The 14,796-nt window shown below is 53.0% G+C and carries 15 protein-coding genes; 10 read left to right on the forward strand and 5 right to left on the reverse strand.

Translation table 11 applies throughout. The features are described 5' to 3' along the window. The first annotated feature begins 112 nt into the window (after positions 1 to 112). From C1J03_RS00195 to C1J03_RS00205, 3 genes are all read left to right on the forward strand, one after another. A complete protein-coding gene (locus C1J03_RS00195; RefSeq protein ID WP_114882522.1) occupies positions 113 to 817 on the forward strand; it encodes an FkbM family methyltransferase in 705 nt (234 codons plus the stop codon). 163 nt (positions 818 to 980) lie between these two features. Next, positions 981 to 1,577, forward strand: a complete 597-nt coding sequence (locus C1J03_RS00200; protein WP_114882524.1) for an HD domain-containing protein — start codon at positions 981 to 983, stop codon at positions 1,575 to 1,577. Further along, on the forward strand, positions 1,574 to 2,059 hold the full coding sequence (locus C1J03_RS00205; protein WP_114882526.1) for a GNAT family N-acetyltransferase: 486 nt from the start codon (positions 1,574 to 1,576) through the stop codon (positions 2,057 to 2,059). Before C1J03_RS00200 ends, C1J03_RS00205 begins: the two co-directional genes overlap by 4 nt. On the opposite strand, the gene C1J03_RS00210 is transcribed toward C1J03_RS00205, so the two are convergent. Further along, a complete protein-coding gene (locus C1J03_RS00210) occupies positions 2,056 to 2,631 on the reverse strand; it encodes a hypothetical protein (protein ID WP_162798417.1) in 576 nt (191 codons plus the stop codon). The genes C1J03_RS00205 and C1J03_RS00210 overlap by 4 nt on opposite strands. A 111-nt stretch (positions 2,632 to 2,742) precedes the next feature. On the opposite strand from C1J03_RS00210, the gene C1J03_RS00215 reads away from it, so the two are divergent. The 3 genes from C1J03_RS00215 to C1J03_RS00225 all read left to right on the forward strand — a co-directional run bounded on the left by C1J03_RS00215 (position 2,743) and on the right by C1J03_RS00225 (position 4,909). Further along, a complete protein-coding gene (locus C1J03_RS00215; RefSeq protein WP_114882530.1) occupies positions 2,743 to 3,627 on the forward strand; it encodes a hypothetical protein in 885 nt (294 codons plus the stop codon). Positions 3,628 to 3,708: 81 nt separating this feature from the next. Then, on the forward strand, positions 3,709 to 4,104 hold the full coding sequence (locus C1J03_RS00220; RefSeq protein WP_114882531.1) for a hypothetical protein: 396 nt from the start codon (positions 3,709 to 3,711) through the stop codon (positions 4,102 to 4,104). Positions 4,105 to 4,114: 10 nt separating this feature from the next. Beyond that, a complete protein-coding gene (locus tag C1J03_RS00225; protein WP_114882533.1) occupies positions 4,115 to 4,909 on the forward strand; it encodes a sulfotransferase domain-containing protein in 795 nt (264 codons plus the stop codon). A gap of 116 nt (positions 4,910 to 5,025) precedes the next feature. Here C1J03_RS00225 and C1J03_RS00230 read toward each other — a convergent pair whose 3' ends face one another. From C1J03_RS00230 to C1J03_RS00245, 4 genes are read right to left on the reverse strand one after another with little or no spacing between them, the layout of a single operon-like run. Continuing rightward, the gene (locus C1J03_RS00230) at positions 5,026 to 5,817 is read right to left on the reverse strand and encodes a sulfotransferase (RefSeq protein WP_114882535.1); all 792 of its coding nucleotides are present in this window, start codon (positions 5,815 to 5,817) and stop codon (positions 5,026 to 5,028) included. Positions 5,818 to 5,844: 27 nt separating this feature from the next. After that, a complete protein-coding gene (locus tag C1J03_RS00235) occupies positions 5,845 to 6,804 on the reverse strand; it encodes a GDP-mannose 4,6-dehydratase (protein WP_114882537.1) in 960 nt (319 codons plus the stop codon). A gap of 12 nt (positions 6,805 to 6,816) precedes the next feature. Beyond that, a complete protein-coding gene (locus C1J03_RS00240) occupies positions 6,817 to 7,971 on the reverse strand; it encodes a glycosyltransferase family 4 protein (protein WP_114882540.1) in 1,155 nt (384 codons plus the stop codon). Further along, the gene (locus C1J03_RS00245) at positions 7,968 to 9,617 is read right to left on the reverse strand and encodes a glycosyltransferase (RefSeq protein ID WP_114882542.1); all 1,650 of its coding nucleotides are present in this window, start codon (positions 9,615 to 9,617) and stop codon (positions 7,968 to 7,970) included. The genes C1J03_RS00240 and C1J03_RS00245 overlap by 4 nt, the downstream gene beginning before the upstream one ends. 168 nt (positions 9,618 to 9,785) lie before the next feature. Between C1J03_RS00245 and C1J03_RS00250 the strand changes: the two genes are divergently transcribed. The 4 genes from C1J03_RS00250 to C1J03_RS00265 all read left to right on the forward strand — a co-directional run bounded on the left by C1J03_RS00250 (position 9,786) and on the right by C1J03_RS00265 (position 14,794). Next, positions 9,786 to 11,045, forward strand: coding sequence for a hypothetical protein (locus C1J03_RS00250; protein ID WP_114882544.1), 1,260 nt, complete (start codon positions 9,786 to 9,788; stop codon positions 11,043 to 11,045). Positions 11,046 to 11,103: 58 nt separating this feature from the next. Then, positions 11,104 to 12,219, forward strand: coding sequence for a GDP-mannose 4,6-dehydratase (gmd, locus tag C1J03_RS00255; protein WP_114882546.1), 1,116 nt, complete (start codon positions 11,104 to 11,106; stop codon positions 12,217 to 12,219). 15 nt (positions 12,220 to 12,234) lie between these two features. After that, positions 12,235 to 13,212: a GDP-L-fucose synthase gene (gene fcl / locus C1J03_RS00260; RefSeq protein ID WP_114882548.1), complete on the forward strand. Its 978-nt coding sequence runs from the start codon at positions 12,235 to 12,237 to the stop codon at positions 13,210 to 13,212. Positions 13,213 to 13,357: 145 nt separating this feature from the next. Next, positions 13,358 to 14,794: a mannose-1-phosphate guanylyltransferase/mannose-6-phosphate isomerase gene (locus tag C1J03_RS00265; RefSeq protein ID WP_114882550.1), complete on the forward strand. Its 1,437-nt coding sequence runs from the start codon at positions 13,358 to 13,360 to the stop codon at positions 14,792 to 14,794. Positions 14,795 to 14,796: the final 2 nt, after the last annotated feature.

Consider the following 14,796-nt stretch of genomic DNA (forward strand, 5'->3'; position numbering starts at 1 on the left):
CCTGATGTGTTGCCTCATCTCATTGCTGTGATAATTTAACTTTGGATTGTCCAAATGATGCCTTATTTGGATGATTGAAGAAACAGAGATAGGTTTTTCATAGGATTGTTTCATGAACGCTCCCTTAGCTGAGAACAAATACGGCGTGTATTCACTGCCTTCCAAGCTAAATCACCGACCAGCCGTCCGGCTGATCAAGCAAGGTTACGTCTATGAGCCCAAAACCATCCGTTTCATGATGGAGAATGCAGGCGATGGCGACATCATCCACGCCGGAACGTTCTTTGGCGATTTCCTGCCGGGTCTTGCTGGTGCGATGTCGCCGAAGGGAAAAATCTGGGCGTTTGAACCCAATCCAGATTCTTTTGAGCACGCAAAACGCACGATCAAGCTGAACAAACTCAAGAATGTGACAATCCAAAATCACGCACTTTCAAATACATCAGGCGAACTGCTTTTTAGAACCCATGATAAAAACGGCCAGCCGATGGGGGGGCACAGCACTGTGGTCCACGAGTTTGGTGACGGCATCCAACGAGTTTCTGCTGTCTCTCTTGATGACATGATCCCTGCAAATCGCAAAATCTCGATCCTCCAGTTGGATGTTGAGGGACACGAGCGCGCGGCCTTGATTGGCGCAGAAAAGATCATCAATCGCTGCAAACCCATCTTGATCCTCGAAGATTTCAAACGTCCGCGATTTATTCGGCTTAACTTTGGTCATCTAGGCTACAAGCTGATTGGAAAACTGCATGGAAATCGCATTTTTTCAACTGAACCGGTCGCGTTCTGGAAAGATAACCAGCCTCAGTCCTAATCCTTGCACCATCGCTGTCATTTCTCTGGAAGCCAGCCAGAGGTTCGGACCAATGCGCCAATAGCCCCGTGCGGCAACAATCGATTTTATATTTTCCTTTCGACGTCTACAAAGTGTTCTGGAGCATAGCGCTCATTGAATTCGTCAAAAGGGGCTCCCAAATATGGCCAAACCACCCCGTGCGTGGCAGCGGATGCTTTCGGGTCGCAGATTAGACCTGCTTGATCCAACTCCTGTGGATATTGAAATCGAAGACATCGCTCACGGCCTTGCCTTTGTGGCGCGCTGGAATGGGCAAACGCGCGGTGATCATGCTTACAGCGTGGCCGAACACTCACTATTGGTTGAAACTCTATTTGGGCGAATACGCCCAGATGGCCCCGCTAAATGGCGGTTAGCAGCGCTCCTTCATGATGCCCCGGAATATGTGATTGGCGACATGATTTCACCCGTCAAGGCGGCCGTTGGACCCGGATACGGAGAGCTCGATTTGAGGTTAACAGCTGCGATCCATATTCGTTTTGGTCTGCCAGCAGCCCTTCCCATTTCAGTTAAAAAGCAGATCAAAAAAGCCGACCGTATCAGCGCTTGGATGGAAGCAACCCAGATCGCTGGGTTTTCTGAAACTGAAGCAACCAAACTCTTTGGCAATCCAGATCCCGCCCTGACCCAAGGATTGCAGATCGTACTTAGACCCGCCGCACAAGCCCGCCACGATTTTACGGAACGCCACGCGGCCCTTCTGGAACAACTGCCATGATCAATGTACGTCCGGCCATCCCTTTGGACGCCCCATCTATGGCGCGCCTGTTAAATGAGATCATCCGCATTGGCGGGACAACCGCAATTACGCGACCCGTGACAGGCGAGGATTTAAGCGACTGGATGACCGAAAGTGCAGGGCAATCAGCATGGCATGTGGCCCTAGATCAAGACGAAGAAGTCGTTGGATTTCAATGGATCAGCCCCAATGAAGCTCTGCCGCCTGAGGCCATTGATATTGCAACCTTTGTGCAAGTTGGCCGCACGGGACTTGGCATCGGATCATCACTTTTTAAGGCAAGTTCCGCTGCGGCCAAAGCGTTAGGTTATGTTTGGATCAATGCAAATATCCGCGCGGATAACGAAGGTGGTTTGACCTATTACCAAAGTCGCGGATTTCGCGATTACGGCATCATTGAAGGCTACCCCTTGGCAGATGGCACGCGCGTGGACAAAAGGCTGAAGCGCTACGATATCTAGCTGAACTCTGAAATGCTGCGTGGTGTTGCCCGCGCACCTTGGCCTGCAAGAATGACATTCAGCCGCAAATCCATAAGTGACAAACGCAGCTTTTTGGCAGGTAGGCGAAAAATGAGCGTGTGGTAGGCATCATGCCCGACAAAACCATCGTCACCGCGCAGCGTATGCATCAAAGTGCGAACGGTTCTAGATTTGCCTACCACTAACTTCTCTTTAAGCTCCGTATCTTCCTGAGCTCCATCTACTGATGAGCGAATGAAGAGCGGCACATCGTCTTTGCGATCACATTCTGCATCTGCTGTCAGGACAAGTGTATCACCAGCGCTCAACAACCCTCTGCCGAGGCCAATGTTCAGCGTCAGCCAGCGCGGCGTCCCCTTTACGGTCACATCCGTATCAACAAGCATTCCCGCTGCGGTTTGTGCGCTCAAAGCAACCTCGGCCTGCTCCGCATCCCAACTGTAGTAAATTGAGGGCACAATATGAGCGTTATTCTCTACTGCCTCAATCTGCCGTAGGGCGCGCAAGACAGATAAGGTTTGGTCGCTCGATATCTCGATGGGGTGGGTCACGGGAGAGGTCCTGCCTTGGTCCGACGAATGCCCCTTCATGCCTCAGCCCTCGATCCTTGTCGAGACCAGCCCCTTGCCCAATCGGAGCGAATTGAGGATAGGATTAATCCTATGCCTGTTGCCGCATCATATCTGACTGGTCAGCCCTTGCTGTTCATCGACGCCCAGCACGGGTTGTGCAACCGGCTGCGGGCGATTGCGTCGGCTGCGGCGATTGCACAAGTCACAGGCCGCGAATTGGTTGTGGTTTGGGTGCCTGATCATCACTGCGCCGGACATCTGTCGGATATCATCGACTATCCCGGCCTGGTGATCCATGACGCTCAGGCAGCTCTTGCCGTTCGTGCGCAGACTCCAGTGAGTTATAATTATATGGAGATCGAAGAGGGTGCCGCCTTTGACGCCCCTATTTTGGCGGAGACGGACGCCGGGAACGACGTCTTTATCCGCGCGGCCTATACTCTCAACAGCCCACATCGCGACTATAAGATCGAACAAAGTTTTTTGCGCGGGCTGATCCCTAGGCCTCATGTCAGCGATCTGGTGGCTTCGGTCCGGCATCCCAATCAGGTTGCGGCGCATATTCGCATGGGGACCGGGCCCGGGCACGACCATCTTAGCTACGAAGCACCAGAGAATTGGCCGGCGGAACGCCACGAAGAATTGACGCTTTGGCGCAAAAAAAGCCATGCATCACATTTCCTGCAACGGATCGAAGCGCTTGAGCTTGAGGGCAGGGCAGATAGCATTTTTCTCGCTGCTGATCTTTCCCAAACTTATGAAACATTCACGGAACGCTTTGGAGACCGCCTCGCATATCTGCCTCGCGAGGATTTTGACCGCTCAGCAAGGCAACTGCAATTTGCGCTGGCAGACCTGATTTTGCTATCGGCAGCGGATCGTTTCTTGGCGTCTAACTGGAGTTCATTTTCCGATATTGCCCAGCGCCTTGCCCCCGCGGACCGGCCGATGGAACAAAGCGGCGTAGATTTCTAGATGGAGCACTCGCACAGATGACCTTGTCCCGGGTTGTCAGGATGTGCCAAATGGGCAGTACCTGCACTCAAGGATACTCACGTGGCCAAATCACCTGCAAAAAAATCTGAATTGGAAATTGAACGTGACCTGCTGCGCGAAAGCTTGTTCCAGACACTCGCTGCACTGAAGGAAATGGAATCAGAGATCGGACAAATGCGCGCTGATGCAAAGGGCCACACAAAAGCGGTTGCTGATCGGCACATGCTCAAGGCGCTTAATGATCTGCTCCAACAACAGATGAAGACAAAAGATAAGGCCCATCAAGCGCGCGAAGCCGTTTTGGGCCGTGCCTTGCTGCAAGACGGAGCACGCCTGCGGGAAGCCACGGCCGAAACGGCGCAGCTATCTGCAGAAATTGAACGCATCCATGGATCAAAATCATGGAAGCTGACCCAGCCTCTGCGAAGCGTTCGACGCCCCGGCGGCAAGGTTTGAGGACACCAACATGAGCTATGATGACCTAAAAAAAGCACTGCCTACACAAGAAGCAAATTTTGCACCATGTTATGCTTTCTCGGTTCACAAGAGCGGCAGCACCTTGATGCACTCAATGATTGACGCCGTATGCCGCGTCGAAAAAATACCCGCCGTCACATTGCCGGATATTATGTTCAACCTTGGCGAAACAGGGATCGACTGGATGTCTGATCCTGAACTGCTTCCGATTTTCCAGAAGCGCTGGCTTTACTATGGCTTTAGGAATTTTCCGAAAATCCTTGAAACGCCCGAGGCAGAAATCGGGACTAAGAAGTTTGTTCTTCTAGTTCGAGATCCACGTGATTCACTCGTATCTCAGTACTTCTCATATGGCCGAAAAGATGGGAGCCATGCGTCGCCCAAGAAAAACCCCGCTGCGTATCACAAGAAAATGCAAGAAATCGAAGACAAAGAAATTGACAAATATGTTACGGCAGCGGCCCCACCCTTGCGGCGCAAACTGCTGAAATACAGTGAAAATCTGAACTTTGAACTTGGAATGCTGAGACGCTATGAGGATATTTACTACGACAAGCAGACATTTCTTTCTGATATCTTTGATCATTTTGGCATCAGAGCTGACCCGCAGACTATTGCGAGAGTCGCACAGCGACATGATGTTAGACCTGCGCAAGAAGATGACAGCAAACACATCCGCAAAGGTACGCCAGGCGATCACCGCGAAAAGCTGCGGCCTGAAACGATTGAGGTACTTAATGATACGTTCCGCGATATCGGTGCGTTCTACGGATACCGGCTTTAGGCTGCTCGCACGGTCGCGACTGCACAGAAAAACTTTGGTATGGGCCTATATCCATCCGGGCTGAGCTTTCCGCAAACTACGACGCTCCGCCGTTGCCGCACTTGGGCTGGCTCGTTCTAGAAAATTGCCTGTTGCCGCAAATAGCTCTGCATTTGCAGCGTATCGTGATCAACGATCTCCGCTATTTTGTCGTTCAGCTCGGGAAACGAAATGCGGCGTTTCTGGACACGCTCAGCACCTGAGTGCATCTTTGCGAACCCTGCCATCTGGGAAGCGCCCACGTCCAACGAAATCGCCCGATAAAGATCAGCACAGCGATCGGCAAACGTTTTCTTATCATTCTCAAACAGCCCTTCGTAACTTACCAGATGCAGTTTGAAAGATGGTGCTTGACCCTCGTGCGCCTTGATCCAAGTGGCAACATTTCTCACAGACTGGCTCCAAACTCGGACCCCCTTTGAAAAGTCGTCTTGCCAACCATCTGCTGCGTTCTGATACCGAGCTTGATAAGATGCCGCGACATCATGGACGTCACGGATGATGTGGATCACCTGAATATCTTTGTTCGCCCAGTGGGGCGCATTGAAGACTGAGAAATTCCTCCAAAGAGATATCAACTTGTCCCCAACGACCTGCGCCTGATCCATGTTTTCAATGGCTTGCAAGTTAGCGGCCCCGTTGAAATATGCGGGCTTTTGATCATACGAGGTATAGCCACAGTCAGTGTCGCGAAAACTCCTCAACCGTTCTGGATCAAACAACCCTGGGCGCAGCTGACTATTGTCCTTATTGAACAACATATTGTATCGCTCTTGGCCGACAAAAGTTTGAGGGGCCCAATTTAGCAATGTGGTCAGGGCCGTTGTGCCCGAACGCGGGCAGCCCGAAACAAAAAGATACCGTTTCATTATCCCGCTTTCATTTGTTTAGCAGGCCTACCCACGTTTGGCTTCCGCTTCGCACATCTTGCGCACGACATCTTTCATATGGGTCTTTGCCGTCCAACCCAAAAGATCCGCTGCACGCGAAGGATCTGCGCGACTGGTTCGGATATCGCTGGGACGCGAGAACTCCTGAGACAGATCAACATGTTCCTGCCAATCGAGATCGAAATGCGCAAAAGCCGCGGCCACAAAATCCCGCAAAGCCGTCGTGTGACCCGTGGCAATCAGGTAATCACCCGGCGCGTCCGTCTGCAACATCCGCCACATGGCTTCGACATACTCTGGGGCCCATCCCCAATCCCGCGCGATATCAAGGTTGCCCAAGGTCAATTTTCCGGTGTCACCGCTTGCAATCCGGTGCGCGCCTGCGATGATTTTGCGCGTTACAAAGCGTTGCGGGCGCAAAGGAGATTCGTGGTTAAAAAGAATGCCTGTGTAACATTGCAGCCCATAGGCCTCGCGGTAGTTTGCTACCAGCCAATGGGCAGAGGCCTTGGCCACCGCATAAGGGCTGCGTGGCTGAAATGGAGTCTTTTCGGTTGCAGCTGTATCGCCGGTATCGCCAAAACACTCGCTAGATCCCGCCTGATAGATTTGGACGACCTTACTGCGTAGCCGCGCGACCTCCAGCAGGTTGAGCACCCCTGTCACGATGCTTTCAAGCGTCTCTGCAGGTTGCTCAAAGGAAAGCCCAACCGAGCTTTGGCCAGAAAGGTTATAAATTTCTTGCGGATCGCTGCGTTCGACTGCCTGAAAGACGCTGCGAAAATCGTTGGGCGCCATGGACAGCACCTTAACCTTATCGACAATGCCCAGCGCCTGCAGGTTTGACAGGCTCGCCGATTGCGCATCACGGGAGGTACCCCAGACTTCGTAGCCCTTAGCCAGCAAAAGCTCCGCCAAATAACTGCCGTCTTGTCCACCGATTCCGCAAATCAACGCGCGCTGCATCGTGCTCTCCAACTATATGTGATCGACATCCGCCATTAGGCTCCGCAAACGGGTCCATTCAGCGAAAAACGCCGTCGTAGCCTTGGTGTCGCGCGCTCTGATGGCAACGTCAATCTGCTGAGCCATTTTATCGGCCATCGGTTGCCACTCAAACTTTGCTGCATGTGCCAGCCCCTTTTCGCGCAAGGTGGCGCGGGTATCTGGGCTCAAGACCCCCTGCAGTGCCGTGACCATCTCTGGAACGGAGGTGCCGTCGATCAACAGAGCTGCATCTCCCGCGGCTTCAGCTAAGGATCCACGGCTGGTTGTGATGACAGGACACCCAGATGCCATCGCTTCAATCACCGGCATGCCGAAACCTTCGTAAAGGGAAGGATAAACCAACGCTGCAGCACCAGCATAAGCGAGCGACAAGTCATCATCGCTTAGCGAAACGCGGCTTGCACGGACGCCATTTGGCAAACTGTCAAGAATGCGCGCCTCAATCTCAGTTTCGCCTCCGACGCAAAAGACATCGAAGTCAGCGCTCTGCATTTCGCCCAATGCATCAAAGAACAGATCAGAATTCTTATAGGCTTTGTGTTGGACCCTTGAGCCGACAAAAAGGAAATAGGGTCGATCAAGGCTGTGCGCTGCGCGAAATGCGTCGACTTGAGTCTGATCGCGCGGGCGAAATGTTTCTACGTCCACGCCGCAGTATTCTACGGCTACCAGAGCATCTGAAATTTCAGGGTAGAGTTTGATCAAGTCGTTGCGGGTTGAGTTCGAGATGCAAAGATACGACTGCGCAAAGGCGATCGCGATTTCCTTTTCACGCCAATCCTTAATACGCATGTCGAAATCAAACAGCTCGGGGATCATATCATAGACCATCAAAGCCATCGGTGTGGACACGGGGGATGTGTAGTAGGTCGACACAAAAGCGTCCGCGCCCAAGTGGTCACACATCTGTTGCAGCAAAGCGGAATCCGCGGCTGCCTCGGGTGCATGCCAACGTGGAAATGGGATGGTCCGGACGCCATCGATTTCCGGGGCATTGCCGCGATCCAGCAGGACCATATCAAAGCGGTTCTGCTGTGCCCAAAGCGTCAACACAGACACCCAAACGCGCGCGATCCCTGAAGAAGCAAGCTGAAAGAAGACCCCATCAATCATCAACTTTTTCATGATCCCGTCCCCATTTCAGGTTTGGCTGCGCGCGCCAAATCGCGCAGCGCCTTTTGGACAAGTCTACTGCGATCAACCTCGTCCTGCGTTGAAGACTTTGGCAAACCCAATATGTCAGTGGTAAATTCTGGCAGGTCAGCGGTAAACCCTTGGGCGATCAGCTGCGCAGCGTATTTCTTAAGGATCATCCGCCCTTCTATCAGTCCGCGCGTATCTGCGCGCGTCGAGAGGCCCTTAGGGTTCTGATAATACACAACGTGTGGCTCATTCACTTTGAAGAATGACTTGCCCTTAGACAGACAGCGCATCCAGAATTCATAGTCCCCGGCGGATTTGTATGAGGCGTCGAACAACCCCATTTCACTATGCAGTGATTTGCGCCACATCGGTGCATTGTGCGGCGAGTTAAAGCGCAGCATGTTATAAGGTGTGATCACCGGCAGATCGCTTTTGTAGCCAAAGGCTGCGACTTCATCCCAGCTAAGGTTTGGAGCAAAGGAATAGTAAAAATCCTGATAGACCACGTCTGCAAAGGGCGTCGCATCCAACGCACCCGCTTGGATTTCAAATGAATCAGCGCGGCGCAGATCATCAAGGTTGGCATTCGTCAAATAGTCACCTTTTGACATCTGAACGCCGAGGTTCCATGCCTCGTAAATGCCTATGCAGCTGTCCATTCTGCGGTATTGGATATTGGGATGATCCTTGAGGTAACGGGCGATTACCTCACCCTCGTTCTCGGGGGAGTCTGCATCGATGATGATCAGCTCTGAATGGCGATCAAAGCAGGTCTGGGTGGTAATGTTATCCATGAACTGTTCAATGAAATCACCGCCACGAAACAGGCTGGTGATGGCGCTAACGCGCAGTCCAGAATCTGGATTTATATGATAGGGTGTTGCGGGTTTCAGGGCTGCGCGCGCAGCTGCAAGCGCTTCGGTATCTTTGGCCTGGGCCGCCCAGTTATCTAGATGAACGATTCGATTTGTCCCCATGATCCAGCTCGACAGGCCATCATGCAGCACCTCAACGCTGTCTTTGGATAGACGTGTGATCTCCGCGTTGAAGAAATTGATGACCTGATCAGCTCGGCTCATTTCTCGACCTTGAAGCAGCTCGCGGAAATGTTCGAGCTCACTTGGCAGCCCGCCACGGCCTTCGATAATTCGATAGACGAATTGAACAAACTCAGCGTCAGTTTGGTTAGGCGCGACCTTTGCCGTTGTGCGAGACGATTGACTGTCAGCTTTCTTGTTCAAAGCCAGCAGAAAATGCGGGAACGGCGTGCCGCCTGCGATCTCGTTAGTCCAGCGGTTTAGTTCTTTGGTTTTTGGACGGCGATTTAGAGTAAGCTCAAATGCCAGCTTGATTGCCTTCTTGGTGCTGGTGATGTGATCCTCGACGGATAGGTCCGGCAATTTGCGCAGCGAGGCTTTGGTGAGTACTTTCGCAGATAATGCATCATCCAGGCCATCGGTTGATTTGCCTGCATAAAACGCCAACAAGCGTGCTGTCGGATCAGACAGCGGCACATCCTCCACGGTTTGACCAGCATCAAGAGCCTGCTTTAGTGCGGCCCGGTCGTCATCAGATACGCCAGCCACCAACAGATCAAACATATCGCGTTGCGCGGTTCCTACAGTCATCAACCAAAGCTCCGTTTCGCGCGAGGGTGCAAGGCCGTCGCTCTACCACGTGCAAAACACCCATGGCAACTGTAGCCCAACCCTTGCCGCGCTGGACAAGGTAGGATGCGCGCATTAATCATCATCCCCCGGACGTTGCACATAAAATGCCGAAGGGGAAAGGCCCTGATGAAACCTTTGGACAGCACCCCCAGACGTGGCCATGGCGACACAACGTTGCGCTGCGTGGCAGTTCCCGTCGTGGCCAGCGATATCGGGCCAGTCCTAGCACAGTTGTTTGCGCTTTGGTCTGATGAGCGTTTTGCGCCAGTGGTGGATGCACGAACGCATCGACCGCATCTGATGATTGTCGCAAACGCGGCAAATGAAGATCAGCTGGCGTTGGCTGAGGCGCTGTTTCGCGATCATCCAAAGCTTGCCAATGCATTTTCGGGTTTCAGTGCACTCAGTGCTGATCTAGCTGGTGATTTCGACCGCTATGAACGCAAGCCCGGCGCTCGGGAGGGCGCATATGGTGCCCGTGCAGGTCCAAACTTTCAATTTTTCAAGACGATGGAATTCTCGCAGGAGCGCGGCGGCTTCACCCTTCAAATCGAGGTTGATTGCCTGCCCGTCTCAGCGGGGTGGGTTGAAGCCACGCAAGATGTTATCGATGACCACACCAGTGCTTGGGTGATCGGTTCAGTTTATGCTGGTATTGGCGAGCTTAAGAAAAAAACCCAGTCCCATCTTAACGGAAATGCTCTCTACCGTACAGGTGACCCTTTGTTTCAGGCGTTTCTGCGTGAGGTTTGGCAGCCTCGTCTGATGAAACAAATTGGGCTCGACTATACCGTGCCATATGATTGCTGGTGGGCGTTAGAGTGTGCGAGGGCCAGCGCGCGCAAGCCAAATGACGCGTGGCATTTGTTTCAGGCCTACGATCCGTTTTTTCATAGCGATCCATTTGTCGTGAATCTGCTCGTCACAACGGCAGAAGTTGACGACTATTTGGATGTGTTCGACAGACATGCAACTTTGGGGCAAGCACCCGTCTTTTTCCATGGTCAAGCGATGAATTCGGTGCGCGCCAGCCTCCTTGAGCACCCAAGCGACGGGATGCCTCAAGCGATTTCAAGACTGTCCGGAGCCGAAGTAAGTGGTTCCGTATCTGGTACCAAGATTCCGGTAACAGTGGCGAGCGGTCCTGGTTGGTTAGAATCTTTGGCACGACGCTATGCAGAGGATCCAACGTTAGCAGCATCGCTGCTGCGTGCAGCGGCAGCAGAAATGAATGTTAACCCCAAGAACTTTGGTGCCGGTCCGTTAGGCGCACTTGACCGCGCGGTCAAACAGCTTGGCCCAGACGATGCAGTCGTTCAGTATTTTCGCAAAACAGAGGCGCGTGTTGTATCGCTTGGGTCGGCAGAAGGCTCATCCTCGCATTGATAAATCCGCACCAATATGAAAAGCATCACGAAACCGTTGCAGCAATGGATCCGCAGGCATGAAAAAAGCACTTATTACCGGCGTCACAGGGCAGGATGGCTCTTATTTGGCAGAGTTTCTGTTGGCCAAAGGGTATGAGGTCCACGGGATCAAACGGCGGGCATCGCTGTTCAACACTCAGCGGATTGACCACATCTATCAGGATCCGCACGTCAACAACGCGCATTTCAAGCTGCATTACGGTGATCTGACTGATACGTCGAACCTGACACGTATTCTTAGCGAAGTGCAGCCAGACGAGGTCTATAACCTGGGTGCGCAAAGCCATGTTGCTGTGAGCTTTGAAGCTCCGGAATATACTGCGGATGTCGATGGCATTGGGACATTGCGCCTGCTTGAAGCGATCCGGTTCCTTGACATGGAGAAGACGACGCGCTTCTATCAGGCCTCCACGTCCGAGCTTTACGGTCTTGTTCAAGAAACGCCGCAGACCGAAACTACGCCGTTCCACCCGCGCAGCCCCTATGCTGTGGCGAAAATGTACGCCTATTGGATCACTGTAAACTACCGTGAAGCCTACGGAATGTATGCCTGCAATGGCATCTTGTTTAACCACGAGAGCCCCCGGCGCGGTGAGACTTTTGTGACCCGCAAGATTACGCGCGGCCTGTGTAATATTGGGCAAGGCCTCGAAAAGTGTCTCTATATGGGCAACATCGATGCCTTACGCGATTGGGGTCACGCCAAAGACTATGTACGGATGCAGTGGATGATGCTGCAGCAAGATACTCCTGAAGATTTTGTCATCGCGACCGGAAAGCAGTATTCGGTGCGCGAGTTCATCACTTGGTCGGCTGCTGAATTAGGTCTTGAGTTGGAATTTAACGGCACCGGCGTGGACGAGACAGCAACCGTCGCCAAGATCACCGGCGACAACGCGCCAGCCCTGAAGGTCGGCGACGTGGTGCTGAAAATTGACCCAAATTATTTCCGCCCAGCTGAAGTCGAAACGCTGTTGGGCGATCCGACAAAAGCCAAGGAAAAGCTGGGCTGGGTCCCAGAAATCACCACGCAAGAGATGTGCACCGAGATGGTCGCATCCGATCTCAAAACTGCCAAGCGTCACGCCTTGCTCAAAGAGCATGGGTTTGATTTGCCCGTTAGCGTCGAATAGCGAGAAAGGTCAGCCATGACCAAAATCTACATCGCAGGGCATCGCGGCATGGTAGGCACCGCCATCAAGCGCAGGCTGGAAACGCGCCGCGCAGACGGCGAAGCGCTTGAATTGATCACAGCCACCCACGCAGAATTGGACCTGACCGATCAGGTTCAGGTGCGGGATTTTATGAACGCAAATAAGCCAGATATTGTCATTCTGGCCGCCGCAAAGGTGGGCGGCATTCACGCAAACAACACCTACCCTGCTGATTTCATTTATGAAAATTTGATGATTCAGTCCAACGTGATACATCAAGCGCACAGCGCCGGGGTTCAGCGTCTGTTACAACTGGGCTCAAGCTGTATCTATCCCAAGGGCGCGTCTCAGCCGATGCGCGAAGACGCGTTATTAACTGGCACGTTGGAACCCACGAACGAGCCTTACGCGGTTGCAAAAATCGCGGGGATCAAGCTTTGTGAAAGCTATAACCGTCAACATGGAACGGACTATCGTTCTGTGATGCCCACCAATCTTTATGGGCCTGGCGACAACTTCCACCCTGAAAACAGCCATGTTCTTCCTGCGTTGATGCGCCGCTTCCATGAAGCTGAGGCCAGTGGTGCAGAAGAGGTTATAATCTGGGGTTCAGGCACCCCGCGCCGGGAATTCCTTCACGTGGACGACATGGCGGAAGCGTCATTGTTTGTGCTGGACCTCGACAGAGCAACCTATGATGCAAACACCGAGCCGATGCTCAGCCACATTAATGTCGGCTCTGGCACGGATATTTCAATCCTTGAGCTGGCAAAAATGGTTGCAAAGGTTACGGGCTACACCGGGACCATCACCACAGACCCCAGCAAGCCAGATGGCACATTGCGTAAACTCATGGACGTGTCGCGCCTTGCAAATATGGGCTGGCGCGCGCGCATCGATCTTCAGGACGGCATCCGAGAGACCTATGCTTGGTTCAACGAACAGTCGGAAAATACGCTTCGGGCGAAATAACGATGCCTCATCCGCTGCCATAAATACGCTCCAACCTTACCGCATCATGGCCAAGCTTTGCGGTTAGGGATAATACTGGATGTGTCCACGATATTTGGGCAAACCAAGAGATAATTCGAACCTCGTACAAAGGGTTGCGCTGACAATGATTGTTCCTGTTCTTCTATGTGGCGGCTCCGGCACACGGCTCTGGCCCTTGTCGCGGAAATCCTATCCGAAACAATTTGCCCGGTTGATGGGCGATGAAAGCCTGTTTCAGGCCTCAGCCCGGCGGTTGACCGGAGATGGCTTTGCCGCCCCTCTGATCCTAACGGGTGATCCGTTCCGCTTTATCGTGACTGAACAGATGGCGGCGATTGAACAATCCCCGCAGGCGATCCTGATTGAACCAGAGGGCCGCAATACCGCCCCCGCGGTTCTGGCCGCCGCCCTATGGTTGGCGCGCACAGACCCTGAGGCGTTGATGCTGGTGGCACCGTCCGATCACGTGATTGCACAAACACCGTTGTTTCTTGAGGCAGTCCAAGCAGCAGTACCTCGAGCTGAGGCTGGTGATCTGGTGACGTTTGGCATCACGCCAGCGCGTGCCGAAACAGGCTATGGATATCTCGAATTGGCCGCTGGAGCGGATGCAAATGCCGTTAGCCCCCAACCACTGGCGCGCTTTGTGGAAAAACCTGACGCCGCGCAGGCGCAAGAAATGCTCGATGCTGGGAATTTCCTGTGGAACGCGGGAATTTTTCTATTCTCTGCCAAGGCGATCATTGCGGCCTATCAAGCGCATTCACCAAATCTGATGGATGGCGTGCAAGCATCACTTGATGAATCACAAACTGATTTGGGTTTTACCCGCCTAGCGGCAGAGCCTTGGAGTCAGATCGAAGATATTTCAATCGACTACGCGATTATGGAAAGGGCCGATAATTTGGCCGTTATGCCATATGCGCACAGCTGGTCCGATCTAGGGGGCTGGGATGCTGTCTGGCGCGAGGCAGGGCCAGATGACAACGGCAATGTTTGTTCGGACCACGCAACGGCAATTGATTGTGACAACTCGCTGCTCCGGTCAGAGTCTGACAATGTTGAAGTTGTAGGCATCGGGCTGAATGATGTCGTGGTTGTCGCAACATCTGATGCGGTTCTTGTTGCGCATAAATCTCAAGCCCAGCGCGTCAAAGAAGCGGTGACAGCACTAAAGGCGCGTGGTGTCACACAAGCCGATCAATTTCCGATTGATCACCGCCCTTGGGGTTGGTTTGAAAGCCTCGTGATTGGCGAGCGGTTTCAGGTAAAACGGATTGTCGTACACCCTGGTGCTTCTCTTTCGCTCCAAAGCCATCACCACCGGTCGGAACATTGGATCGTCGTGCAAGGCACCGCGAGGGTGACCGTGGACAAGGACGTCAAGCTCGTCTCCGAAAACCAGTCCGTTTATATCCCGCTGGGTGCCGTGCACCGGATGGAAAACCCAGGCAAGGTACCAATGGTATTGATCGAAGTACAGACAGGCAGCTATCTGGGTGAAGACGACATCATCCGATACGAAGACATCTATGCGCGTGGCCAGGGAGCCAAGGGATAAAC

This window comes from Sulfitobacter sp. SK012 (assembly GCF_003352085.1).
In the GTDB taxonomy this organism is placed as follows: domain Bacteria; phylum Pseudomonadota; class Alphaproteobacteria; order Rhodobacterales; family Rhodobacteraceae; genus Sulfitobacter.

Bases quoted from the DNA above. Each gene is read 5' to 3' on its own strand.
- C1J03_RS00205 (WP_114882526.1), top strand. From the start codon at position 1,574: ATGATCAATGTACGTCCGGCCATCCCTTTGGACGCCCCATCTATGGCG.
- C1J03_RS00240 (WP_114882540.1), bottom strand. From the start codon at position 7,971: ATGAAAAAGTTGATGATTGATGGGGTCTTCTTTCAGCTTGCTTCTTCA.
- C1J03_RS00250 (WP_114882544.1), top strand. From the start codon at position 9,786: ATGAAACCTTTGGACAGCACCCCCAGACGTGGCCATGGCGACACAACG.
- C1J03_RS00225 (WP_114882533.1), top strand. From the start codon at position 4,115: ATGAGCTATGATGACCTAAAAAAAGCACTGCCTACACAAGAAGCAAAT.
- C1J03_RS00235 (WP_114882537.1), bottom strand. From the start codon at position 6,804: ATGCAGCGCGCGTTGATTTGCGGAATCGGTGGACAAGACGGCAGTTAT.
- gmd (WP_114882546.1), top strand. From the start codon at position 11,104: ATGAAAAAAGCACTTATTACCGGCGTCACAGGGCAGGATGGCTCTTAT.
- C1J03_RS00265 (WP_114882550.1), top strand. From the start codon at position 13,358: ATGATTGTTCCTGTTCTTCTATGTGGCGGCTCCGGCACACGGCTCTGG.
- C1J03_RS00200 (WP_114882524.1), top strand. From the start codon at position 981: ATGGCCAAACCACCCCGTGCGTGGCAGCGGATGCTTTCGGGTCGCAGA.
- C1J03_RS00230 (WP_114882535.1), bottom strand. From the start codon at position 5,817: ATGAAACGGTATCTTTTTGTTTCGGGCTGCCCGCGTTCGGGCACAACG.
- fcl (WP_114882548.1), top strand. From the start codon at position 12,235: ATGACCAAAATCTACATCGCAGGGCATCGCGGCATGGTAGGCACCGCC.
- C1J03_RS00215 (WP_114882530.1), top strand. From the start codon at position 2,743: ATGCCTGTTGCCGCATCATATCTGACTGGTCAGCCCTTGCTGTTCATC.
- C1J03_RS00245 (WP_114882542.1), bottom strand. From the start codon at position 9,617: ATGACTGTAGGAACCGCGCAACGCGATATGTTTGATCTGTTGGTGGCT.
- C1J03_RS00195 (WP_114882522.1), top strand. From the start codon at position 113: ATGAACGCTCCCTTAGCTGAGAACAAATACGGCGTGTATTCACTGCCT.